This window comes from Flavobacterium sp. CECT 9288 (assembly GCF_918731615.1).
GTDB lineage: Bacteria > Bacteroidota > Bacteroidia > Flavobacteriales > Flavobacteriaceae > Flavobacterium.
In genome coordinates this window covers 3,241,600-3,266,874 of record NZ_OU957226.1, presented here as the reverse complement: position 1 = coordinate 3,266,874, position 25,275 = coordinate 3,241,600, and the positions used below count along the sequence as shown (strand labels likewise).

At 35.0% G+C, this 25,275-nt stretch carries 20 protein-coding genes; 15 read left to right on the top strand and 5 right to left on the bottom strand.

The annotated features are described in order from the left end of the window. The first annotated feature begins 21 nt into the window (after window positions 1-21). Window positions 22-480: a DinB family protein gene (locus LQ189_RS14415; protein ID WP_230158084.1), complete on the top strand. Its 459-nt coding sequence runs from the start codon at window positions 22-24 to the stop codon at window positions 478-480. A 235-nt stretch (window positions 481-715) separates the two neighbouring features. On the opposite strand, the gene LQ189_RS14410 is transcribed toward LQ189_RS14415, so the two are convergent. Together LQ189_RS14410 and LQ189_RS14405 are read right to left on the bottom strand one after the other, a co-directional pair. Next, entirely contained in the window at window positions 716-1,171 is a 456-nt protein-coding gene (locus LQ189_RS14410; RefSeq protein WP_230158082.1) for a hypothetical protein, read from the bottom strand. Window positions 1,172-1,275: 104 nt separating this feature from the next. Next, the gene (locus LQ189_RS14405) at window positions 1,276-2,019 is read right to left on the bottom strand and encodes a DUF3298 and DUF4163 domain-containing protein (protein WP_230158080.1); all 744 of its coding nucleotides are present in this window, start codon (window positions 2,017-2,019) and stop codon (window positions 1,276-1,278) included. A 101-nt stretch (window positions 2,020-2,120) separates the two neighbouring features. On the opposite strand from LQ189_RS14405, the gene LQ189_RS14400 reads away from it, so the two are divergent. Further along, on the top strand, window positions 2,121-3,266 hold the full coding sequence (locus tag LQ189_RS14400) for a cystathionine gamma-synthase (RefSeq protein WP_230158078.1): 1,146 nt from the start codon (window positions 2,121-2,123) through the stop codon (window positions 3,264-3,266). 68 nt (window positions 3,267-3,334) lie between these two features. Here LQ189_RS14400 and LQ189_RS14395 read toward each other — a convergent pair whose 3' ends face one another. Further along, window positions 3,335-4,138, bottom strand: a complete 804-nt coding sequence (locus LQ189_RS14395; RefSeq protein ID WP_221918049.1) for a glutamate dehydrogenase — start codon at window positions 4,136-4,138, stop codon at window positions 3,335-3,337. 277 nt (window positions 4,139-4,415) lie between these two features. Here LQ189_RS14395 and gdhA point away from each other — a divergent pair, with 277 nt between their 5' ends. From gdhA to LQ189_RS14350, 9 genes are all read left to right on the top strand, one after another. Beyond that, the gene (gdhA, locus tag LQ189_RS14390) at window positions 4,416-5,759 is read left to right on the top strand and encodes an NADP-specific glutamate dehydrogenase (protein ID WP_158730330.1); all 1,344 of its coding nucleotides are present in this window, start codon (window positions 4,416-4,418) and stop codon (window positions 5,757-5,759) included. Between the two features lie 117 nt (window positions 5,760-5,876). Further along, on the top strand, window positions 5,877-8,165 hold the full coding sequence (locus LQ189_RS14385; protein WP_230158076.1) for a T9SS type A sorting domain-containing protein: 2,289 nt from the start codon (window positions 5,877-5,879) through the stop codon (window positions 8,163-8,165). A gap of 54 nt (window positions 8,166-8,219) precedes the next feature. Next, entirely contained in the window at window positions 8,220-8,933 is a 714-nt protein-coding gene (gene recO, locus LQ189_RS14380) for a DNA repair protein RecO (RefSeq protein WP_230158075.1), read from the top strand. A 338-nt stretch (window positions 8,934-9,271) separates the two neighbouring features. Continuing rightward, window positions 9,272-10,393, top strand: coding sequence for a hypothetical protein (locus LQ189_RS14375; RefSeq protein WP_230158074.1), 1,122 nt, complete (start codon window positions 9,272-9,274; stop codon window positions 10,391-10,393). Between the two features lie 161 nt (window positions 10,394-10,554). Further along, entirely contained in the window at window positions 10,555-11,091 is a 537-nt protein-coding gene (locus LQ189_RS14370; protein WP_230158073.1) for a YfiT family bacillithiol transferase, read from the top strand. A 114-nt stretch (window positions 11,092-11,205) separates the two neighbouring features. Continuing rightward, complete coding sequence (locus LQ189_RS14365; protein ID WP_230158072.1) at window positions 11,206-11,736, top strand: MepB family protein; 531 nt, start codon at window positions 11,206-11,208, stop codon at window positions 11,734-11,736. Between the two features lie 355 nt (window positions 11,737-12,091). Next, entirely contained in the window at window positions 12,092-15,511 is a 3,420-nt protein-coding gene (gene ileS, locus LQ189_RS14360) for an isoleucine--tRNA ligase (RefSeq protein WP_230158071.1), read from the top strand. A 6-nt stretch (window positions 15,512-15,517) separates the two neighbouring features. Then, window positions 15,518-15,898, top strand: a complete 381-nt coding sequence (locus LQ189_RS14355) for a TraR/DksA C4-type zinc finger protein (protein WP_086453962.1) — start codon at window positions 15,518-15,520, stop codon at window positions 15,896-15,898. A gap of 85 nt (window positions 15,899-15,983) precedes the next feature. Further along, window positions 15,984-16,580, top strand: coding sequence for a lipoprotein signal peptidase (locus tag LQ189_RS14350; RefSeq protein WP_086453963.1), 597 nt, complete (start codon window positions 15,984-15,986; stop codon window positions 16,578-16,580). A gap of 127 nt (window positions 16,581-16,707) precedes the next feature. Here the strand turns inward: LQ189_RS14350 and LQ189_RS14345 are convergent, their stop codons facing one another. Both LQ189_RS14345 and LQ189_RS14340 read right to left on the bottom strand, forming a co-directional pair. Continuing rightward, window positions 16,708-17,274, bottom strand: a complete 567-nt coding sequence (locus LQ189_RS14345) for a 5-formyltetrahydrofolate cyclo-ligase (RefSeq protein ID WP_230158070.1) — start codon at window positions 17,272-17,274, stop codon at window positions 16,708-16,710. 9 nt (window positions 17,275-17,283) lie between these two features. Then, window positions 17,284-18,267, bottom strand: a complete 984-nt coding sequence (locus LQ189_RS14340; RefSeq protein WP_230158068.1) for a succinylglutamate desuccinylase/aspartoacylase family protein — start codon at window positions 18,265-18,267, stop codon at window positions 17,284-17,286. A gap of 127 nt (window positions 18,268-18,394) precedes the next feature. Between LQ189_RS14340 and uvrC the strand changes: the two genes are divergently transcribed. From uvrC to hppD, 4 genes are all read left to right on the top strand, one after another. Further along, the gene (gene uvrC, locus LQ189_RS14335; RefSeq protein WP_230158067.1) at window positions 18,395-20,188 is read left to right on the top strand and encodes an excinuclease ABC subunit UvrC; all 1,794 of its coding nucleotides are present in this window, start codon (window positions 18,395-18,397) and stop codon (window positions 20,186-20,188) included. Window positions 20,189-20,197: 9 nt separating this feature from the next. Next, the gene (locus tag LQ189_RS14330) at window positions 20,198-22,570 is read left to right on the top strand and encodes a patatin-like phospholipase family protein (protein WP_230158066.1); all 2,373 of its coding nucleotides are present in this window, start codon (window positions 20,198-20,200) and stop codon (window positions 22,568-22,570) included. A gap of 180 nt (window positions 22,571-22,750) precedes the next feature. Beyond that, the gene (locus tag LQ189_RS14325; protein WP_230158065.1) at window positions 22,751-23,908 is read left to right on the top strand and encodes a homogentisate 1,2-dioxygenase; all 1,158 of its coding nucleotides are present in this window, start codon (window positions 22,751-22,753) and stop codon (window positions 23,906-23,908) included. 205 nt (window positions 23,909-24,113) lie between these two features. Then, a complete protein-coding gene (hppD, locus tag LQ189_RS14320; protein ID WP_086453969.1) occupies window positions 24,114-25,274 on the top strand; it encodes a 4-hydroxyphenylpyruvate dioxygenase in 1,161 nt (386 codons plus the stop codon). The last annotated feature ends 1 nt before the right edge of the window (window position 25,275 follow it).

Here is a 25,275-nt window from a genome sequence, read left to right as displayed (position 1 = left end):
TTTATAGAAAAAATAAAAATCATGAAGCAATTATTTGATGTAGCTACCACCAGTAGAAAAATGATTTCGAAATTCTTAGACGGCTATTCGCTGGATCAATTGAATGCCATACCGCAGGGATGCAGCAATAATTTAATTTGGAACATTGGGCACATTGTTGTCTCCCAGCAAATGCTAGTGTACAAACTTTCGGGTTTACCTATGTTAGTTTCAGAGGAATTGGTGGAGAAGTATAAAAAAGGAACCCGCCCAGAAGTTGATGTTACACAAGCCGAAGTAGACGAAATTAAGGCCTTATTGTTTGCAACTATAGCGCAAACTCAACTGGATTATGAGCAGAAAAAGTTTGTTACTTACATGGAGTACACCACCTCTACAGGTAATCATGTCCTGCAAAATGCCGAAGATGCCATGGCTTTCAGTAATTTCCATGAAGGCTTACACATAGGTAATATGCTCATAATTCGAAAGTTTATTTAGGAGCCATATCCCGCCATTCGTTTCATATCTGGCCCAAAACCCTTTTTTTCTAAGGCATAAAAGGAGCTTCCTGCGGTCGCTCTTTTCTACCAAGAAAAAATAGGGTTTTGGGCCAGAGGATTTTCACTGCTGTCGGGGCTAGGAGGACTTTTCTTTTGAGATGTAACGTTATAAAAAAGATAATATTTGAACTAAATATGATGTCGATTACCTTTTAATGAATATTTATCTTGATTTATTCAGTGTATTTTATTTCACTATATTTTCTAAAATACAATTTAGTTCCGATGGTAAGTACAGTTATACTAGCTAACCAAATGAAGTACCCTAATTCTACGGATAAAATTTTACCAGAAGTGCCGCTTTCTGAAGCTAGAACTGAATTCCAAGAATAAAATGATATAGCTAAAATCAAAGCTGTAAAATTAAATTTTGAGGCTAGATTTTTGTCCATAATTAAACAAAAAATAGATATTAAGCATAAAGGATTAGCCAACCAGATTAACCATTCTAAAGTGCCACCTCCCAAAATTGCAAGGCTCCCTGTTACAAAGCACGATAAAGAAGACATCATTTTTACACCTTGGTATTCATACGAAAATGCATCGAAAGTGAGGGAGGTTAAAAATATTGACAAACTCAATATGATTAATAGTACCTTGAAAATGTTTTTATTTATATTTTTCTTCACTTTTTATTGACTTATAATTTGAAATACAAAGTTTTAAATGATTTTTTAAAAATTTGTAAAGCCTTGAATTTTATAGCGCAACAATTATCTTAGACTTAAAACAACTATTTAATCTTTAAAAAATAATTTATATCAGCGTACCCCAGCAATAATTCTTTTGGGCCATCGGCATAGGATGCTGCTTCGTAGGAGTTGTAATAAAGTAGTAATCCTTTCTCTGTGTAAAAAATATTTTGAGGAAGCGCAAATTTATCCTCTTCAAACATCAGTCCTGTAGCGTTTATGGATGCTGTACTTGGGATTTTGTATTTGGCTCTGAATTTCTTTTCGGCGAAAGCCATAAAAGCAGCTTTATCCTTAAAAATAGCTTCGTTTGTAATAGTCTTACCTGTTGATGGATCAAACAATAAAGAACGCAAACCTTGGTAGCCATGAGCACCTCCCGTATAGGTGTAATGATTGATTTCTAGATTCAAAATCCCTTCTGATTGGTACCCTACTTTTCCCGTTACAGTAGCCTCCCAGCCAATAGTTTCACTAGGAAAATCTTTGTGTAATTTCTCGTAGGAGTCAATAAATGCAGTGGTTAAATCTTTATAATTTGTTGCGGCATATGGCTTTTCACCAAAGTAAACAATCTCTTTCAATACCGAAAACACTTTTTTGTTAATACTATCGGCTTCCACAGAATTGTCCTGTGCAACTGGAATTTTGATACTGATTTTAGGGCAGTTTTCTTGGCATGCAATCTTCGATTTTTTTTCGAAAGAAACAGAAGTAAAGTGAAGTTCCTTTGTACAACTAGTTAAAAAAAGGAATAGTACTCCAAAAACGAAATAAGGTTTCATTTGTAATTTGTTAATTATATACAAAGGTATCAACTTGTAGCTTGGTTAAAATAAATTAAAGGGTAAATTTGTGAAACATTTAGGTAATAAAATCAAACGATATGAAATTCAATACAAAGGTAATCCACGGTGGGCAACACCATGATCCAAGTACAGGAGCAGTTATGCCGCCAGTATATCAAACATCAACATTTGTACAAACCAGCCCAGGGCAGCCATTAAATCCAGATTATGAATACAGTAGGGCTGCAAATCCTACCAGAAGCGCTCTTGAAAATGCTTTGGCTAGTATAGAGAACGGAACTCGTGGATTGGCTTTTTCATCAGGATTAGCGGCTACTGATTGTGTGTTGCGATCTTTCAAAGCAGGAGACGAAATCATTGCTATGGATGATTTATATGGAGGAACGTACCGAATGTTTACACGTATTTATAAAGATTCAGGAATAAAATTCCATTTTGTGGACATGAATGACTTGGAAAAATTCAAGTCGTTAATTAATGAAAACACAAAGATGGTTTGGGTAGAAACGCCTACAAACCCTTTGATGAAACTAGCCGATATTCAAGAAATTGCAAAAATCACCAACGAAAACAACATTCTTTTTGCAGTTGATAACACCTTTGCAACGCCGTATTTGCAAAAACCACTAGACCTAGGAGCTGATATTGTAATGCATTCTGCTACCAAATATTTAGGTGGACACTCTGATGTTATTGCGGGAGCTTTGATTGTAAAAGATGAAGCGCTAGGAGCACAATTGCATTTTCAACAATTTGCTACCGGAGCTACACTTGGACCCATGGATAGTTTTTTAGTACTTAGAGGAATAAAAACGTTACACTTGCGCGTACAAAGACATTGTGAAAATGGAGCTAAGGTGGTGGAGTTTTTAAACAATCATCCAAAAGTAAAAACAGTATATTATCCGGGATTACCGAGTCATCCCTATCATGAAATTGCCAAAAAACAAATGAGTGGTTTTGGCGGAATGGTATCTTTTACATTTGTATCGGGTAAAAAAGAGGATGCAATTGACTTTCTAGAAAAAGTTAAGGTATTTACTTTGGCCGAATCTCTTGGTGGCGTAGAGTCTTTAGCCAATCATCCAGCGTTGATGACACACGCATCTATCCCTGAAGATAAACGTAAGGAAATTGGAATTACGGATGATTTGGTTCGTTTAAGCGTAGGTATCGAGGATGCGGATGATTTAATCGAAGATTTGAAACAAGCATTGGCCTAATAAAACAAACCCCAAAACAGAAAAAAATGTTTTGGGGTTTATTTTTATAAGCATATTGGTTTTGCTAATTAATCTAAATAATGAATGTATCCTACATTAAACCAAACCAGCCAATCATTAGCTTTATTTTCTTTATAAATTTTTGGGTTAGGATTAAGCCCGTCAACCCAGTTGGAGAAATAATATTGAAATCGTAAATCAACCATCAAATCACCAGAATCGGTTAATTTATATCGAGTTCCAACGCTTGATACAACAGACCAAACGGTACCTTGTTCTGATGAAAAACCGTAAGGACGTCCTTCAGAAGGAGTGAGGTATTTAGGGAATGTAGTTGCAGCATTTCCTAGCGGTCCAAGTGAAGATTCAGCTTTGGCGTTGTAGGCACTAAACTGGCCACCTAAACTGATAAAAGGAGCAAAACCTCCCGTAACAGCTGTAAAATCTCTTATGTTCCAAGGGTAAAATTCAAGTTGCATTCCAACGTTTGCCACCGCAGTACTTCCAGTCATGGCTCGTAATTGTTGTGCTCCAAGTGAATTTTTACTCGGGTCAACATATTCTCCAAAATGCTTTAAATTTGTTTTGTTATAAGACAACTCAGTCCTAAGCTTGAAATGCTGGTTAAAATAAGTTCTTGAAGTATAATTATAATTCTTGTCATAGGTAAAGTTCAGGTAATGAACTAACCCAATACCAATACCGGTGTTACCAGCATTTGTTGAAAAATCATATCGCTCACCATAATCAGACTGGAAAGCAACAGGGCCTACAATTATCCCAACTTCGTGCGAAAAACCGTCGAATTGAGCATTTGAATTGTTAGAAAATCCAAATATCAGTGCTAAAAGTGGTATTATGTGTCTGGCCATTAGGAGCTAGTGTTTTCAAATCTTCACAAATATATAAAAACATCGAGTATTAAGAAACAGAAAAACGAATTAAAAATAAGCAGACAAAATCTTATTTACTTACGAAAGTGTTAAACATTAGCTTCAAAACAACATATCTTGAACATAATTGTTTGTTAATGCATAATAAAAAGATAATTCTATTGATAAATTTTAAAAACTGAGTCCGAATATTTTTATAAGATGTATATTTGTATATTATAACGAAATCGTTTTCTTAATTAATTACTTATATACTATGTTACTAAAAATAAATGATTTTATGGCTCAAGTTGAGGCCAAGAATCCAAATGAACCTGAATTTATTCAAGCTGTTAGGGAATTTGCAGAAACTGTAATTCCATTTATTGCAGAGCAAAAAAAATACGATGGAAAAAATTTACTGCTTAGAATAACTGAGCCAGAGCGTTCTATTATTTTTAGAGTTCCTTGGGTTGATGATAAAGGAGAGATTCAAGTAAACAGAGGTTTTAGAATTCAAATGAACTCTGCCATTGGTCCATACAAAGGAGGAATTCGTTTTCACCATACTGTAAATTTATCAGTACTTAAGTTTTTAGCATTCGAACAAGTTTTTAAAAACAGTTTGACTACATTACCTATGGGTGGTGGAAAAGGAGGTTCTGACTTTGATCCACAAGGAAAATCAGATGCTGAAGTAATGCGTTTTTGCCAATCGTTTATGACAGAATTGTGCAGACACATAGGGCCGCAATTAGACGTTCCAGCTGGTGATATTGGTGTAGGTGCTAGAGAAATAGGATATTTATTTGGTCAATATAAAAGAATCAGAAATGAGTTTACTGGTGTTTTAACTGGTAAAGGATTAGCATACGGTGGATCTTTAATTAGACCAGAAGCTACTGGTTACGGTGTGGTATATTTTGCGGAGCAAATGTTAAACACTATCGGACAAAACATCAAAGGAAAAAGAGTTTCTATTTCTGGATTTGGAAATGTAGCTTGGGGTGTTGCCTTAAAAGTAAATGATCTAGGTGGAAAAGTAGTTACTATTTCTGGTCCTGATGGATATATTTATGATGAAGAAGGAATTTCAGGAGATAAAATTGACTTCATGCTTGAAATGAGAGCAAGAGGTGATAACAGAGCCGAAGCGTATTTAGAAAAATATCCAAATGCTGAATTCCACAAAGGAAAAAGCGTATGGGAAGTGAAAGTGGATGTTGCAATTCCATGTGCTACTCAAAATGAGTTGAACGAAGAAGATGCAAAAAAATTAATTGCAAACGGAGTAATGTGTGTAACAGAAGCTGCAAACATGCCATGTACACTTGAAGCTATAAAAGAATTCTTGAAAGCTAAAGTACTTTTTGCTCCTGGAAAAGCTGCAAATGCTGGAGGAGTAGCTGCTTCAGGACTTGAAATGACACAAAACTCTATCCGTTTAAACTGGACTAGTGAAGAAGTTGATTCAAGACTTAAAGAAATTATGGTTGGAATTCACAATCAGTGTAAGCAATATGGTACAGATGAGGAAGGATATGTAAACTACGTAAAAGGAGCAAACATAGCTGGATTTGTTAAAGTTGCCGATGCAATGCTGGCACAAGGCGTGGTATAATACACGGCCTAAATTATAATAAACCTTCTATCGTGTATGCGGTAGAAGGTTTTTTTATGTAACAAATAGCCTTAACTTTCGTTTGTTTATATTTGTAAATCAATAGTGCTACAAAGGATGAAAAAGTTTTTTTCGCTTATTTTACTTTTTACAGGGATGTTTTTGGGTTTTGCCCAAAGTGACTTATCCTGGCAAGGTTATTTTTCGTATTCTGAAATTAAAGATATTTCTCAGTCTGCAAATGCGGTATTTGCAGCTTCAGAAAACGCTTTGTTCTCTAAAAATTCACTCACAAATATAATAAAAACAACTACTACGGTTGATGGCCTCTCAGGAGAAACCATTTCAACGTTATATCATAGCACAGCGCTCAACAAGACTGTTGTAGGTTATGAAAACGGACTTATCATAGTGATTAATGAGCAGGATGGGAGTATATTGAGAATAGTAGACATTATCAATAAAAAACTGTCTCCTACTATAAAAAAAATCAATCATTTCTTAGAACATCAAGGAATACTTTACGTCTCTTGTGATTTTGGGATTGTACAGTTTAACTTATCAACGATGCAATTTGGAGATACGTATTTCATTGGCGACGGCGGAACAGAAATGAAGGTACACCAAATGGCACTTTTTAATGGATATTTTTATGCTGCTACTTCCAGTGGGATAAGAAGAGCCTTAGTCTCAAACCCAAATTTAATAGATTATAATCAGTGGGAAACACTAACATCAGCCTCTTGGATAGGAGTTACAACGCTTAATCAAGAATTGTATGCTGTCAATGCTACAGGAGCAATCCAAAAGTATAATGCAGTTACAAATACTTTTGTGCTATTTTCACAATTGCCAAATCCAGCAATAGATATGAGAGTTGGAGCAGGTATTATGGTTGTGAGTACTCCAAGCACACTATATTTTTATAACAGTCAAATGATTTTGCTTCGGGAACTAAACGCCAATCAGATTCCTGAGGCCAACATCACCTTTACGTGCGCTACCGTGATTGGTGATACGGTATATATTGGCACACAAGATAACGGATTATTTACAACCGCTCTTAATGGATCATCCATATTTGAAAACAGTACACCCTCGGGACCATTACGAAATAATATTTTCGCTTTAGATCTCACGCCATCTGTGCTATGGGCCGTGTACGGGGAATTTGCAGGGGATTACAATCCATTTCCGTTGGATAGCTATGGCATAAGCAAATATAATAAAGAAGGCTGGCTTAATATTCCTTATGAATCGGTATTAGGAGCGCAAACTATAGGGAAAGTAATTGTGAATCCAATAAACGAAAATCAAGTGTATGCGAGTTCTTTTTTTTCAGGGCTTCTCAAAATTGAGAATGATGTTCCAACCATTTTATTCAATCAAACCAACAGCGGATTAGAGTCGCTAACTTTTGGAGGACCTAATAATATTGATATACGTATCAATGCAACCGCATTTGACAAGTCAGGGAATTTATGGGTGACCAATAGTAGAATTAAAAACGGGCTTAAAGTTTTGCGTACCAATGGGCAATGGCAAAGCTATGCCATGGATAAAATTCTAGATGTGCCCGAAGAGAATAATTACGGCGCCATTGTAATAGATAAAAACGGTACAAAATGGCTGGCTACAAGTGAGGATGGTGTGGTAGGATTCAATGAAAACGGAACCACTTTTAAAAAAATGACAGTGGGTGCCGATACGGGTAATTTACCCATTTCAAACGTAAGAACTGTAGCTATAGATACTAGAAACCAACTCTGGATAGGAACATCAAAAGGGTTGAGGGTTTTGAATAGCGTGAATAATTTCCTCTCAGATACGCCCTTGAAAACAAATCCTGTTATTATCATTGATGACAATCTGCCTCAAGAATTGTTATTTGAGCAATTTATCACATCCATTGTTGTAGATGGCGCTAATAATAAGTGGATAGGAACCGCTGATGCGGGACTTTTTCTTGTATCACCAAACGGTCAGGAAACTAGATACCACTTTACAACAAGCAATTCTCCGCTGCCCAGCAATACTATTAATGACATTGATATTAATGGGATAACTGGCGAAGTATTTATTGCTACTAGTAAAGGCATGATATCATTCAAGGGAGTTGCTACCAAGGCAAATGAAGATTTAAGTAAGGTTTATGTGTATCCTAATCCTGTTCGGCCAGATTTTCAAGGAACTGTAAAAATTGCAGGATTATTAGACAAAGCAAATGTTAAAATTACCGATGTAGGCGGAAACTTAGTATATGAAACTACCTCCGAAGGCGGAACAATAGAATGGGATACAACCGCTTTTGGGAAATATAAAGTCGCATCTGGAGTTTATATGATTTTTATTTCGGCACAAGATGGTGTTGAAACTACCATTAAGAAAGTAATGATAATTAGATAATTTAGAGAGATGAATTTTTCAATCTTTATATTTTTCAATCTTTAAATTAAAATTGTGCAAGTCAAAACCAAAGCTATTGTTCTTTCATCATTAAAATTTCAGGAGAAAAGCTTGATCGTAAAATGTTTTACCCTATCGCACGGTTTAAAATCATATTTTGTTCGGGATGCTTTTTCGAGTCGGAAAGCAAGTCAAAAAAAGGCTTATTTTCAGCCTTTGACAATTCTTGAAATTGAGGCCGTTCATAAAAACAAAGGCACTTTAGAAAATTTTAAAGAGATAAAAATCAGCTCAGCTTTTCATTCCATACACTCCGATATTTATAAGAGCACCATGGTGATGTTCATTTCAGAAATGCTCCACCATTCCATTCACGAAGAGGAAGAAAACGAGCCCCTTTTTACTTTCCTAGAAACCGCATTACACTGGTTAGACAACCACGATGAAATAGCTAATTTCCATCTAATTTTATTATTGGAAACCACCAAATATCTCGGTTTTTACCCTGATACTTCGGATATGGATATGGCTTTTTTTGAAATGACCGAAGGTATTTTCACACCTTTTCACGCCATTAGTTCCCTCACGGAACATGAAAGTAATTTGTTTAAAAAACTGATTGATTTAAAATTCGATAATAGTCAAAAAATCTTTCATGTCATAGAACGCCAAATCCTTCTAAAAATACTGATTGATTACTACAGTTTCCATTTAGACGGCTTTAAAAAACCAAAATCACTCGATGTTTTAAAAGAGGTTTTCTCCTAAAATCGTGGGCGTGCCCCTGCGTAAAAACTCCGGGTCAGGCTGTGCGCTGTATCTTTTATTCCGTAAACTCCATAAAAGGATGCCGCTTCCATCCTTCACGCAAAACACATGATAAACGATACAAAAACAAAAACCTTGTAGCTCATTTTGTACTATTTGTTTGTATATTAGCAATGAAATAATTCCGTTTGCAAGTTAAAGCAACTTGTTTTGGATTTAAAATATGAAGTAGAGTTGCGTGAATTAAAGAGTTTGGCGCAAGTTTACAATCAAAATATTGCAGAATTATCTAATCTTGAAAATCAGTACCGGTGAGGTAAAAAATAAGTATCCTTTTTATGAAATTATTTCTAAAATTTTTATTGTTCTCAACATTATTATTTTCAATAAATATTAATGCACAAAAAGAGCAAAAATATAATTGGGTAGGAACATTTTCAAAAGTTTATAATTTAAAAGATTCTGTTAAAACTGTATATTGTAAATTCAATAAGCCAAAAGAAACCTGGTCTAAGCGAGAGAGAGCAAATGTTATTATATCTAATGGTATAAGTGTTAGTTCTTTTGTAGAAGTAGATAAACACAATAGGCTGAAGGCAGAAATAACCAGTATCCCAGGTAATAATTATTTTACTCAAATTGATTATAGCAGAGCAGATGAGTATATATATAATGACAAGGACTGTGCTGAAAAAAGCAAATTTAAAACAGCATTAAAATGGTATTACCCTGTAGCTAATTATAATTTATTAATGAAATTGAATCAAATTGAAGTTTCACATAAAGATGAAGTCCTTGAAGAAGATGGAAAAATATGGAGTGATTATTGTGCGAATATATATACATATATATATGATAAACTTGGTAGAATAGTTGAAGAGAAACAATATAATGTTGTTAGATTGGGCAAAGAAACGCTTCATAAAAAATATAAGAAAGAAGATCTATTTACACGTAAATTATTTACATACAATGATAAAGACCAAGTAATCAATCAGAAAATCATAGCCGGATTATATGGAAAAAAAATAGGGGCATATACCGATATGGGAACAGAGTCTCCTTTTTGTGAGGACTTGCAATTACAGTATGAATATGATTCATTGGGGCGTATAACACAAGTCACTATGTATGGTTGTGGAAAAATAGTAGATAAAGAAGAATACAGCTACCACCCAACCCAAGATTATGTAGAAACAGTAAAATATTATATTACTGGACCAGGAACAATATCTAATCCCACTACAAAATATTTAAAAACCTTTAACGAGCAAGGTGATATGATTAAAAAGGAATTTATCCTAGATGACCCAGAACAAGAATTACCAGTAAAAGAATACTATTATAGTTACGAGTATGACAGCCATAACAACTGGATAAAATGCAATATCTATATGGAAGGTACTCAGGAAGGAATTCCATCGCTGGTTGCAGAGCGCAAAATAGAATACTATAATTAAAGAGTGCAAAGAAAAGTAAGTAGGATTACCAACATCCTCTGCCTCAAACACGCTATAAGCAATTTGGACGATATGCTTAATTAAATCCAAACCTTTTGTTCTGCAGTAACGTAGGCGTTAATACTAAAAAAAAAGACACAATAAAGACACAAATTAACTTTATGAATATTGAGCTATTAAAATACCCTATAGGTAAGTTTGAGAAACCTACATTAATAACGAAAGACATTTTAAAAAAATGGATTTCTGATATTTCTACCTTTCCAGAGAGACTGTCAAGTGAAGTCATAAATTTAACTGACGAGCAACTCGATACTCCATACAGGCCTGATGGTTGGACAATTAGGCAAGTAGTTCATCACTGTGCTGACAGTCATATGAACAGTTTAATTCGCTTAAAACTTGCATTGACAGAGGATAAACCAACAATAAAACCATATTATGAAGATCGTTGGGCAGAACTGTTTGATAGCAAAAAGATGCAAATAGAACCGTCATTAAAAATGATTGAAGGTATTCACGAAAGATGGACCGTTTTATTAAACAATTTAGCAGAAAGTGACTATTCAAAAATATTTATTCATCCCGAACACGGAAAAGAGTTCAGGATAGACGAGAATATTGGGGTTTATGCGTGGCATTGCAACCACCATCTTACTCATATAACTGAAACAAAGGCACGAAACAATTGGAAATGAGTATAAAAAACATTGGATAGAAAGAAACCCGAAATGCTGTAGCTCGAGAACTTGATCCTTCATTGCCTCTTTACGAAGAAAAATAAATCATAAAAAAAATTAATAGTACCAAAATTGACAAATTCCAGTAACATATTTTCTGAAATACAACTTTTAAATAATTCCATATTTAAAGTTTGCGGAATACAACTTGAAAACCTAGAAATTGAAAAAGAAAGTCAAGAGTATTTCGCTCATAATTTTGAACTGAACAAACAAAGAGTGAAATTCAGAATGGCGAAAATCACGCCAACCAAAGCAGGGCAATTTGTGTCAATCTGGAAACGAAATCAAAAGGGCATAACGGAACCGCATAGTGTTGACGATGAATTCGAATTTTACTTCATTGCTACACGTCAAGCAGAAAGGTTTGGAGTTTTTATTTTCAACAAAACAGTTTTGAGCGAAAATAGAATTTTGACAAGCCCAAAAGGGAAAGGAAAACGTGGAATTAGAGTTTACCCAAATTGGAGCGTAACAGAAAATAAACAAGCGCAAAAAACTCAAAATTGGCAAACAAAATATTTCGTAGAAATTGGAAACAGTAATGAAATTGACTTAAACAAGCTAAAAAAGTTACTGAAAATAGAGTTAGAAAAAAACTAATTCAAAAAAAGCAAGGAACAGCTAACAGCTACAATTTCATTGCGTTCCCAGCAACAAAAGAATACTAGAACGATACCCGATAGCTTGTATTTATAATCCCGTGCCCACAAGTTTTATCAAATTTATAAAATCGAGCGCACTCATGATTCCGTTTTAACTCTGAAATTATCAAAATTGTTTGGGAAACCAGTCAATGATTTTTTTGAATTAGAAGCAGATGAATAAAAGTGTTTTTATCTTTTTTGTCAAAATGCAAGTAAATCGATTTTGGCTTAAAGCGTAACTTTCGACCTACGACTTTCAACTTTCAACTTTAATTTACTACTTTCGCATTTCGATTAAAGAAAAGGATAAAATGAGCACAAAATTTACTGAATACAAAGGACTTGACTTGCCAACAGTGGCGTCAGAAGTACTTGCTTTTTGGAAGAAAGAAACTATATTTGAAAAGAGTGTAACCACTCGCGAAGGCAATCAACCGTTCGTATTTTTTGAAGGTCCGCCTTCAGCAAATGGATTACCAGGAATTCACCACGTGATGGCGCGTGCTATTAAAGATATTTTTTGCCGTTATAAAACTCAAAAAGGATTCCAAGTAAAGCGCAAAGCCGGTTGGGATACGCACGGTTTACCTGTAGAATTAGGCACCGAGAAAGAACTTGGAATTACCAAAGAAGATATTGGAAAAACCATTTCTATTGAAGAATACAACGAAGCGTGTAAAAGAACAGTTATGCGCTACACGGATGTATGGAATGATTTGACCGAAAAAATGGGATATTGGGTTGATATGGAAGATCCGTATGTGACCTACAAACCAAAATACATGGAAACCGTTTGGTGGATTTTAAAGCAAATCTACAACAAGGATTTGATGTACAAAGGCTACACCATTCAGCCGTATTCCCCAAAAGCAGGAACAGGATTGTCCTCTCACGAGGTCAATCAGCCAGGAAGTTACCGTGATGTAACGGATACTACAGTTGTGGCACAATTTAAAGTTCTTGAAGAAAGCCTATCAGACTTGCAACGCATTTTTGAAATAGGGCACCTTTTTGAAGATACTTTTTTCCTAGCTTGGACTACTACACCTTGGACTTTACCAAGTAACACCGCGCTTACTGTGGGCCCGAAAATTGACTATGTTGTAGTAAGTACCTACAATCAATATACGTTTAAACCTGTCAATGTTATTTTAGCAAAAGCATTGGTAAACAAACAATTTGCTGGAAAATATACAGAAGTACAAGAGGAAAGTGAATTGTTGAACTACAAAGAAGACGATAAAAAAATCCCTTTCTTTATAACTGCAACGTGTAAAGGAGCTGATTTAGTCAACATTCAATACGAACAATTAATGCCATTGGTATTGCCGTATCAAAATGCTGAAAACGCTTTTAGAGTGATTTTAGGAGATTTTGTTACTACCGAAGATGGTACTGGAATTGTTCATACTTCGCCAACTTTTGGTGCTGATGATGCCAAAGTGGCCAAAGAAGCTACACCAGAAGTGCCGCCATTATTAGTGCTTGACGAAAACGGAATTCCGGTTCCATTAGTAGACTTGCAAGGACGTTTTGTACAAGGACTTGGTAGTTACTCAGGCAAGTATGTGAAAAACGAATATTACAACGAAGGTGAAGCTCCAGAGCGTTCTGTTGATGTAGAAATTGCGATTCAATTAAAGGAAGAAAACAAAGCGTTTAAAGTAGAGAAATACGTGCACAGTTACCCACATTGCTGGAGAACAGACAAGCCTATTTTATACTATCCTTTAGATTCTTGGTTTATCAAAATATCAGAAGTTAAAGACAGAATGTTTGATCTAAACGAAACCATCAACTGGAAGCCAAAAGCAACTGGTGAAGGTCGTTTTGGAAACTGGTTGAAAAACGCTAACGACTGGAATTTATCCCGCTCTAGATATTGGGGAATCCCATTGCCAATTTGGAGAACTGAGGATAAACTAGAGGAAGTTTTAATCGGTTCTGTTGAAGAATTGTACAACGAAATAGAAAAATCTATCGCTGCTGGTTTTCAAAAAGAAAATCCTTTTAAAGGGTTTGAAATTGGAAACATGAGCGAGGAAAACTACGATTTGATTGATTTACATAAAAATGTAGTTGATGAAATTACTTTGGTGTCGGCATCGGGTAAACCAATGACACGCGAAACCGACTTAATTGATGTTTGGTTCGATTCAGGTTCTATGCCGTATGCACAATGGCATTATCCTTTTGAAAATAAAGAAAAAATAGATCAAAACCAAGATTTTCCAGCTGATTTTATTGCTGAAGGTGTGGATCAAACCCGTGGATGGTTTTATACCTTGCACGCTATTGGTACTTTGGTTTTTGATAAAGTGGCCTATAAAAATGTAGTTTCAAACGGATTGGTTTTAGACAAAAACGGACAAAAAATGTCTAAACGTTTGGGCAATGCTGCAGACCCTTTTGAAACTTTAAAAGAGTACGGACCGGATGCTACGCGCTGGTACATGATCTCAAATGCTAATCCTTGGGACAACTTGAAGTTTGACTTGGAAGGAATTGCTGAGGTGCGAAGAAAATTCTTTGGGACTTTATACAATACTTATTCCTTCTTTAGTTTATACGCTAATATTGATGGTTTTACATATGCTGAAGCGGAGATTCCTGTACAAGAGAGACCAGAAATTGATCAATGGATTATATCGGAACTGAATACTTTAATCAAGGAAGTGGATGGTTTTTATGCCGATTATGAGCCTACTAAAGCAGCGAGAGCCATATCTGAATTTGTTCAGGAAAACTTGAGTAACTGGTACGTTCGTTTGTGCAGAAGACGTTTCTGGAAAGGGGAATATGCGCAGGATAAAATTGCTGCTTATCAAACATTATACACGTGTTTGTTAACGGTAAGTAAACTAGGTGCGGCTATTGCTCCATTTTTCATGGATAAACTTTACAGAGATTTAACGCAGGCAACACAATCTGAAACTTTCGAGAGTGTACATTTGGCGGAGTTTCCAAAATACGTTGAAAACTTTGTTAATAAGTCGTTAGAGAGTAAAATGCAGAAGGCACAAACCATTTCATCCTTAGTTTTATCACTACGTAAAAAGGAAATGATTAAGGTACGTCAACCTTTGCAAAAGGTAATGATTCCAGTACTTGACGATAATCAAAGAGCAGAAATTGAGGCCGTATCTGACCTTATAAAAGCAGAGGTAAACGTGAAGGAAATAGTACTTCTTGACGATGCATCAGGAGTTTTGGTGAAGCAAATTAAACCAAATTTTAAGGCACTTGGGCCTCGTTTTGGTAAAGATATGGGATTGATTTCCAAAGAGATACAGGGTTTTTCTAAAGAGCAAATTGCCCAGTTAGATAAAGAAGGAAGCTTGGATATTGTAATTGCAGGAAATTCCGTAACTTTAACCTTAGAAGATGTGGAGATTACTTCGCAAGATATTGAGGGCTGGTTAGTAGCAAATTCAAATGGAATTACTGTTGCACTTGACATTACAATATCAGACGAATTAAGACAAGAGGGGATTGCTAGAGAATTAGTAAACAGAATTCAAAACATCCGTAAAGATTCAGGATTTGAAGTAACGGATACGATTAAAGTACAATTAAAGCGAAATGGAATTTTAGAAGAGGCTATCTTGAAAAATGAAGCATACATAAAATCAGAAACATTAACGCACGATTTAGTTTTTGTAGATGATTTAAAAGAAGGTACAGAAATAGAATTTGACGAGATAAAAACAATGATATTAATTTCAAAATAAAATACGATGGTAGATGAAGCTACACGATACTCTGATGCTGATTTAGCAGAGTTCAAAGAGTTAATACTCAATAAAATTCAAAAAGCACAAGCTGATTTAGATTTAATCAAAAGTGCTTACATGAATGATTTAAACAACGGAACAGATGATACTTCGCCTACATTCAAAGCTTTTGAAGAAGGAAGCGAAACTATGTCTAAAGAAGCAAATTCACAATTGGCAATTCGTCAGGAGAAATTTATCCGAGATTTAAAAAACGCACTTTTCCGTGTTGAAAATAAGACTTATGGAGTTTGTAAAGTAACTGGTAAATTAATCGGGAAAGAAAGATTGAAAATTGTTCCTCATGCAACAATGAGTATTGAAGCAAAGAACTTGCAACGATAAACCTCTTGGTGAACAAGATTTAACGCTCCATTGGGAGCGTTTTTTTTGATTAAATTGTTATTTTTGCGCCATTAAAATTTATAAAATGTCATTACGAAAAGCGTATCTTCTTATTTTTATCTTATTGATTGTTGATCAGGCTTCTAAAATCTACATTAAAACTAATTTTGTTTTAGGGGAAGAAGTAAAAGTGTTCAATTGGTTCAAAATTCTATTCATTGAAAATGAAGGGATGGCTTGGGGAGTTCAAATTCCAGGAGCGTATGGAAAATTGTTTTTAACTCTTTTTAGAATTGGTGCTGTTGGTGGTATAGGCTATTGGTTGTGGGATTCTGTAAAAAAGAAGAGTTCAAATTATTTGATTGTCGCTATTTCTTTAATTCTTGTTGGTGCTTTCGGTAACATTATTGATTCTGTTTTTTACGGTGTAATTTTCAATGACAGTCAACAACAATTAGCTACTATGTTTTCGGATCAACCTTATGGAACTTGGTTTCATGGAAAAGTAGTAGACATGCTTTATTTCCCTTTTTGGCACGGAAATTTGCCTGATTGGTTGCCAATTTGGGGCGGAAAAGAATTTACTTTTTTCAACGCTATATTCAATGTTGCTGATATGGCCATTTCAACCGGAGTTGGAATCTTGATTTTTTTCAACAAAAAAGCATTTCATAACAGCTAAAAAAGGACTGTCATTAAGTACAATGATCTTATTTTAGGCTGGTAGTTGGAATGAAAAAATAAACTTTTAAGACCTTTAAGAAAATTAAGTTTTGAAAACTCTTAATTTGCTTAAAGGTCTTAGTAGTTTAGATATATTTGTAATCAGTTGTGGGTGTCACCACGTAATTCAAAGCAATATCATCTTCAAAAACACCTTCAATTGCTTCTTCAGGTTCAAAAAAAGACAGTCCAATCTTGATTACATCTGGTTTGCATTCAGAGAGAAATTTATCATAAAATCCTTTACCGTAGCCCACGCGATGCCCGTTTTTATCAAAAGCTAATAGCGGTACAAAAACAACATCAATTTTAGTTGAGGGAACTTCAATTCCATCCACAGGTTCTGGAATGTTATATTCGTTTTTCTTAATTTTAGTGTTGTCTGTCAGTAAAAAATGCGTCATTTTTCGAGTTTCAAAATCAGCTTTGGACACAATAATTTCCTTGTCTTTTCCTGATAATAAATGAAGAATGAATTCGGTATTTACCTCTTTTAGTTCCGTTATGGGTAAAAAAATATGGAAGTAGTTTTTCTCCCAAATAGCAAGTTTGATTATTTTATTGGCAACAGCCAAACTCATTTCCTCTATTTCATTTTCAGATAAAGAATTTCGTAAGGCTTTGTATTTTTGTCGTAACTCTGTTTTATTCATTTTAATAATTTATTCTCCTTCTTCGCCTGATGCATTCGATAAGTGGTAAATAGCGTCACCTTCGTAAACAATCGGGGAATGATTGGCATTGATAATATAACCGTCGTTTGGGGCTTTTACTTTTCGTTCAAACTTTCCGTAGGGATCAGTTATGGAGGCAAGAATGGTTCCTTTTTTTACAAATTTACCTATTGAATTATAATCATGTAATAAACCAGAACATTTGGCACGTATCCAGCCTGATTTTTCAATATAAATGGTGTTGGATTGTTGTTGTTCTGCTGTATGTTTTAAATCGAGCATGTCAAGATGTTTAAGCAGTCTCTTAGCTCCATTTAAACCTTCTTTAGCGATATCTTTATTAATATCTAATGATTTTCCGCCTTCAAAAAGTAGCATTTTTACATTCATTTTTTCACTGGAACTCCTAAACGAACCAGCAATGTTTCTAGAATATAAAGTGAATGGGGCGTTAAAAACATCGGCAAGAATTTTTAAATCAGCATTATTGTGTGCTATTCTAATTTGTGGTGCGTTAAAACGACTCGCTCCGCCAGCATGAAAATCAACAGCGTATTGCACAACAGGCATGATTTCGGTTAGAATGTGATAGGCAAATCGGCTGGCCAAAGAACCCGTTTTACTTCCGGGAAAAACACGGTTTAAATCCCTGCCATCAGGGAATTCTCTGGATTTATTAACAAATCCGTACACGTTAATAATAGGAATACAAATTATAGTACCTCTTTTAGGTTTGTTTATTTTTTCATGAATAAGTTGCCGTACAATTTCTACACCATTTATTTCGTCTCCATGAATTCCAGCAGAGAATAACACTACAGGACCTTCTAGTTTTGAACGTTTTACAATAACGGGAATGTTTAATTTAGTAGTAGTGTGCAGTCGGGCAATTTCAACATTTATTGTTTTGCTTTCGCCAGGATATATGCTTTCGCCAAAAAGCACAATAGGAATAGTATTGCTTTTTATCATAAGTTCTTGAAAATATAAAAATAAGCATAATAACGAATTACAACCAAGAATTAGGCTAAATATTTTGCAAGAAACAATTCGCTAGCATTGATTTGTATTTCGTAATTTTAGAAGTTAACTTTGTTACATGAATCCAACAGCTCTAGCCCTACAAATACAAACCTTACCAGACAATCCCGGCGTATACCAATATTACGACAAAGAGGGAAAAATTTTGTATGTAGGTAAAGCTAAAAATCTAAAGAAAAGAGTTTCTTCCTATTTTAATAAAATTCACGATACTGCTAAAACAAATGTTTTGGTAAAGAAGATTGTGACCATAAAACATATTGTGGTTCCTACAGAGACTGATGCGCTTTTGTTAGAAAATAACTTGATTAAAACGCTACAGCCACGGTATAATGTATTGCTTCGCGATGATAAAAGTTATCCGTGGTTGTGTATCAAGAAAGAACCTTTCTCGCGCATATTTGCTACGCGTAGGATGGTTAAGGATGGATCGGAATATTTTGGACCGTATACCAGTTTCAAAACAGTAAGTACAATTTTAGAACTCATCAAAGAATTGTACCCGCTGCGTACTTGTAATTATGATTTAAGTAAGAATAATATAGAGAGCGGAAAGTTTAAGGTATGTCTTGAGTATCATATTGGCAACTGTATGGGGCCATGTGAAGGTCATGAAACTATTGAAAACTACCAGAAACAAGTTGATGCCATTCGTGAAATACTCAAAGGAAACTTTAAGGAGAGCATGAAAGATTTCAAGCGGGTCATGACAAACTTAGCTGCCGAAATGCATTTTGAGGAGGCGCAAAAAATCAAAGAAAAAATAGAGGTTTTAGAAAATTATCAATCCCGTTCTACGGTGGTAAATCCTAAAATTACTAACATTGATGTTTTTTCCATTGTGTCTGATGAGGCGGCTGCCTATGTCAACTTTTTACAAATTTCGCACGGTTCTATCATTCGCTCCCACACCATGGAAATCAAGAAAAAATTAGATGAACCTGACGAAGAATTACTAGAACTTGCAATTATTGAATTGCGGGAGCGTTTTCAGTTACTATCTCGTGAAATAATTGTTCCGTTTCCAGTAGATCTGGGTGAAAACATAAAAATAACCGTTCCACAACTGGGAGACAAAAAGCAAATTTTAGATTTATCCATTCGTAACGCTAAGTTTTATAGAATAGAACAACTCAAACAATTACAAATTGTAGATCCAGATAGACACACCAATAGGATTATGGCACAAATGCAAAAAGATTTGCGCTTGCCCGTAGAACCTAGGCATATTGAGTGTTTTGATAACTCAAATATTCAAGGTACAAATCCAGTCTCGGCTTGTGTTGTTTTCAAAGATGGTAAACCTAGCAAAAAAGATTATCGCCATTTTAACATCAAAACTGTAGAAGGTCCGGATGATTTTGCCTCCATGACAGAGGTAGTTTACAGGCGCTATAAACGCCTATTGGATGAAAACCAACCTTTACCTAATTTAATTATTATTGATGGGGGAAAAGGGCAGTTGTCATCGGCCTTAAAAAGTATTGATGAGTTGGGATTACGAGGTAAAATAGCCATTATTGGGATTGCCAAAAGGCTGGAAGAGTTGTTTTATCCTGGTGATTTTATTCCGTTATACTTAGACAAAAAATCCGAAACGCTAAAAGTGATACAACAACTGCGTAACGAAGCCCACCGTTTTGGAATTACGCATCATAGAGACAAACGCAGTAAAGCAGCACTCAATTCATCTATAGAATCCATACCAGGCATTGGCGAAAAAACGATGTTATCCTTAATTCAACATTTTAAAAGTGTTAAAAGATTAAAATTAGCCTCAGAAAAAGAAATTTCAGACGTTGTAGGTAGTTCAAAAGCCAAAAAAATTACCGAATTTTACAACAATAAATAGTGTTTTTCTATGAGCCAATTCCAGCTATCCGTTTCAAGCGCTCCGCAAAAAAGCTTTTTTTCTAATAAAAGCAAAGGAGCTCCTGCGGTCGCTCTTTCCTTTTATGAAAAAATAGCTTTTTTTGCCTCTCGGCTTTTCACTACTATCTGGGGCTTTAAGCAAAGACCTGCAGGAGTACTTCCGGCAATACTCTTTTTTATAACTTCTTTTTTATTAGGATTGCAAACTACCGTTGCACAAGAGCAAAAAAATCCTAAAATAGGTTTGGTTTTAAGTGGAGGCGGTGCTAAAGGTTTTGCTCATATTGGAGTTTTAAAAGTGCTTGAAGAAGCAGGGGTTAAAATTGATTACATAGGCGGAACGAGCATGGGAGCTGTAATAGGGGGACTTTATGCAACAGGATATAATGCAAAGCAAATAGACTCTATTTTTCACACTACAAATTTTAACGAGTTATTAAACGATTTTATTCCTAGATCTTCAAAAAACTTTTACGAACGTGGAAATGATGAGTCCTATGCGCTAGTACTACCTTTTAATAAAATGAAAATAGGCATCCCCGAAGCTTTATCAAAAGGGATGTACAACTATAATTTATTGAGTAGAATTACAAGAAATGTAAGTACTATTAAAGATTTTTCAAAACTACCCATACCTTTTTTATGCATAGGAACAAATATAGAAACTGGTGAGCAAGTGGTTTTGAATAAGGGCAATCTTGCACAAGCTATGATAGCAAGCTCGGCCTTTCCGTCCTTATTTGCACCCGTAGAAATTGATGGAAAAATACTGGTAGATGGAGGTGTGGTTAATAATTATCCTATTGAGGAAGTGCGTAAAATGGGCGCAGATATTATAATTGGTGTTGATGTGCAAGACGGACTTCTTGATCGTAGTCAATTAAAAGATGCAACAAAAATTTTGGTGCAAATTACAAGTCTACAATCTATTGACCGTATCAAAAAAAACATTTTAAATACGGATATTTATATCAAACCAGATATTTCACAATACGGAGTTGTATCATTTGATAAAGGAAAAGAAATCATAAAAAAAGGAGAAGAGGCGGCATCACTCGTTTTAGATAAAATTAATGCCACTGTTAATCCAGCAAAACGCTTCACCAAACCAAGTCTTAGAATAATATCTGATAGCCTAAACATCCGAAATATAAATGCAGGTAAACTAGATAATTATACAAAGGAATACATTATTGGAAAACTCAGGTTTAAACCTGGAACCAAAACTACATTTACAGATTTGCTTAGGGGTATAAATAATATTAATGCCACGCAAAACTTCAGCGCTATTACATATTCGCTCGAAAAGAATAAAAACGAACTGGATTTAAACTTAAATCTAACCGAAAATCCAACTAAAACCTATCTGAAATTTGGCCTGCATTATGATGATTTATTCAAAAGCGGTGTTTTGATCAATCTAACTCGAAAAAAAGCAATTTTTAAAAATGACGTAGCTTCTTTTGACCTAGTTTTAGGAGATAATGTGCGTTACAGCTTAGATTATTATGTTGAAAATGGTTTTAATTTAAGTTTTGGATTCAAGTCTTTTTACAATCAATTTAGTAGAAATGTGTCTAATGAAATAAGCCCAATTACATCAAGCAATCCTAGTATCAATTCTATCAATGTCGATTTTACAGACTTGACAAATCAAGTTTATTTTCAATCCCTATTTGTTCAAAAATTTTTGATAGGTGGCGGTGTTGAATTGAAATATTTAAAAATAAAATCAGAAACACTGGCTAACGTAGATCCTACAATAGATAATAGTAATTACGTAAGTCTCTTTGGGTACTTAAAAGCCGATTCTTTTGACAATAAATATTTTCCTAAAAAAGGCTGGTATTTCTCGGGTGATATTCAAACCTATGTTGCTTCGTCAAACTATACAGGTGGTTTTCAACCTTATTCTATTGCCAAAGGAGATTTTGGGGTAGCAGCTTCTTTATTTAAAAATGCTACAGTAAAGTTCCAGACAGATGCTGGTTTCTCTTTTGGTCAACAAAGCGTTACTTTTTTCAATTTTATTTTAGGTGGCTATGGTTTCAATATGATAAATAATTTTAAATATTTATATGGGTATGATCATTTGAGTGTTGCTGGAAATAGTTACATCAAATCTACAGCTACTATTGATTATGAGTTTTTGAAAAAAAATCACCTTAATTTTTCGGCAAATTTTGCTAATATTGGCGACAGAATTTTTGAAACTGTCAATTGGATTTCTATTCCTAAATATTCAGGATACGCCTTAGGATATGGCATGGAAACAATCATAGGTCCTGTGGAAATCAAGTATACATGGTCTCCTGAGCTCTCTAAAGGTTTTACCTGGTTTAGCATAGGCTTTTTATTTTAAACTTAAATTAATTCAAAAATAATTACGATATTTGTCATAATGAAAGCAAATTGGACAGGTTTATTAGCGCATTTACAATTCCTAATCAAGAGAAATCCGGAGTAGCGAATCAATTTTTGATTTAGAAAAAAACCAAGCGTTACCGCTGTAATTAATTACAACTTTTTTAAACAAAAAATTATGCCACTATATCATAAACTAGGGACTTTCCCGCAAAAAAGACACGTACAATTCGAAAAACCGAATGGAGGTTTTTACTACGAACAATTGTTTGGAACCGAAGGTTTTCATGGTCATGCTTCCTTATCATACCATGTGCATCGCCCAACACAAGTTAAAGAAATTCTCAAATCATATTCGGTTGAGCCAAAAATTGCCATTGGTAAAAATATCAAATCGTTATTGCTAAAAGGTTTTGAGCTAAAACCCGAAGACGATTTTCTAGACAGCCGCAAAGCGTTATTAGTCAATAAAGACTGTACCATCGGTCTGGCAGCGCCCAAAAAATCTTTAACATCATATTTCTATAAAAATGCCGATGCCGATGAAATGATTTTCATCCACAAAGGAAAAGGGAAATTGCGTACAATGTTAGGGAATATTCCTTTTGAGTACGGGGATTATCTTATTATTCCGCGCGGAATTATATACCAAATTGAATTTGACACTGAAGACAACCGTTTGTTTTACGTAGAATCATTTGCTCCATTTTATACTCCAAAACGCTATAAAAACGAATCGGGTCAGCACTTAGAGCATTCTCCTTTTTGTGAGCGTGATTTTATTTTGCCAAGCGAACTAGAAACGCATGACGAAAAAGGAGATTTCCTTATCAAAATCAAAAAAGAAGGCATGGTGCATGAAGTGGTTTATGCCACACATCCTTTTGATGTTATCGGTTGGGACGGTTATAATTTCCCATACGGTTTTAGCATTCACAATTTCGAGCCCATTACAGGACGAGTACACCAACCGCCACCAGTACATCAAACTTTTGAAACTGCCACTTTTGTAGTATGCTCATTTGTACCTAGATTATACGATTACCATCCAAAATCAATTCCGGCACCTTACAATCATAGTAATATTGACAGTGATGAGGTCTTGTACTACGTAGATGGTGATTTTATGAGCCGCAACAACATAGAGCAAGGACACATAACACTGCACCCAAAAGGCATTCCGCACGGTCCAGCACCGGGAGCTATGGAGCGCAGTATTGGTCACACTGGAACCGAAGAGTTAGCCGTAATGGTAGATACTTTCCGACCGTTGATGGTTACAGAGGAGGCCATGGGTCTAGACGACGGTCAATATTATAAATCTTGGGTTGAATAAATAAGTTTTCATCTTGGGTTTCAGGAGCTATTTCCTGCTGTACGCTATATCTTTTTCTGATCTCGTTAAAAAAAACGAGACCAGAAAAAGGATGCCGCTTCCATCAGGGCTAGGAGTTCAACATTCAAAACCATTTTAATAAAACAACAAATAGATTCTTTTATTTGATAACATCTAAAGAAGAATTCAAAAACAAATAAATACCATGTCAAAAGAAGTAAAATCAGTAGAATACGGACTAGAAAAAATATTTGAAGGAGCACAAGATTTCTTGCCGCTTTTAGGAACAGATTACGTAGAGTTTTATGTAGGTAATGCAAAACAATCTGCTCATTATTACAAAACAGCTTTTGGATATCAATCATTAGCTTACGCTGGTTTAGAAACGGGTGTAAAAGACAGAACATCTTATGTATTAAAACAAGATAAAATCCGAATTGTTTTAACTACGCCATTAACGCAAGATTCACCTTTACATGATCATTTAAAAAAACATGGTGATGGTGTAAAAGTAGCGGCCCTATGGGTTGAAGATGCTACAAGTGCTTACGAAGAAACCATGAAACGTGGTGCGCGCTCTTTTATGGAGCCAACTATCGAAGAAGATGAGTTTGGTCAAGTAGTTCGCTCAGGGATTTATACTTACGGCGAAACGGTTCACATATTTGTAGAAAGAAAAAATTACAACGGGATTTTCTTGCCAGGATACAAAGAATGGAAATCAGATTATAACCCAGAACCAACAGGTCTTAAATACATAGATCACATGGTAGGAAATGTGGGTTGGAACGAAATGAATACTTGGGTAAAATTCTACGAAGAGGTAATGGGATTTGTGAACTTTCTTTCATTTGATGACAAACAAATCAATACCGAATATTCAGCTTTGATGAGTAAGGTAATGTCAAATGGAAACGGAAGAATTAAATTCCCTATCAACGAGCCTGCCGAAGGGAAAAAGAAATCACAAATTGAGGAGTATTTAGATTTTTATGGTGGGCCAGGAATACAACACATTGCCATTGCAACAGATGATATTATTAAAACAGTAAGTCAATTAAAAGCAAGAGGTGTAGAGTTTTTATCAGCTCCGCCACATACTTATTATGAAGCAATTCCAGAGCGTTTAGGTGCGCACATGGGTATGATGAAAGAAGATATCAACGAAATTGAAAAACTAGCCATCATGGTCGATGCTGATGAAGATGGGTATTTGTTGCAAATTTTCACTAAACCTGTTCAAGATAGGCCAACTTTGTTTTTTGAGATTATTCAACGTATGGGAGCCAAAGGTTTTGGTGCTGGAAACTTTAAAGCCTTGTTTGAGTCAATTGAAAGAGAACAGCAATTACGAGGAACGTTATAAA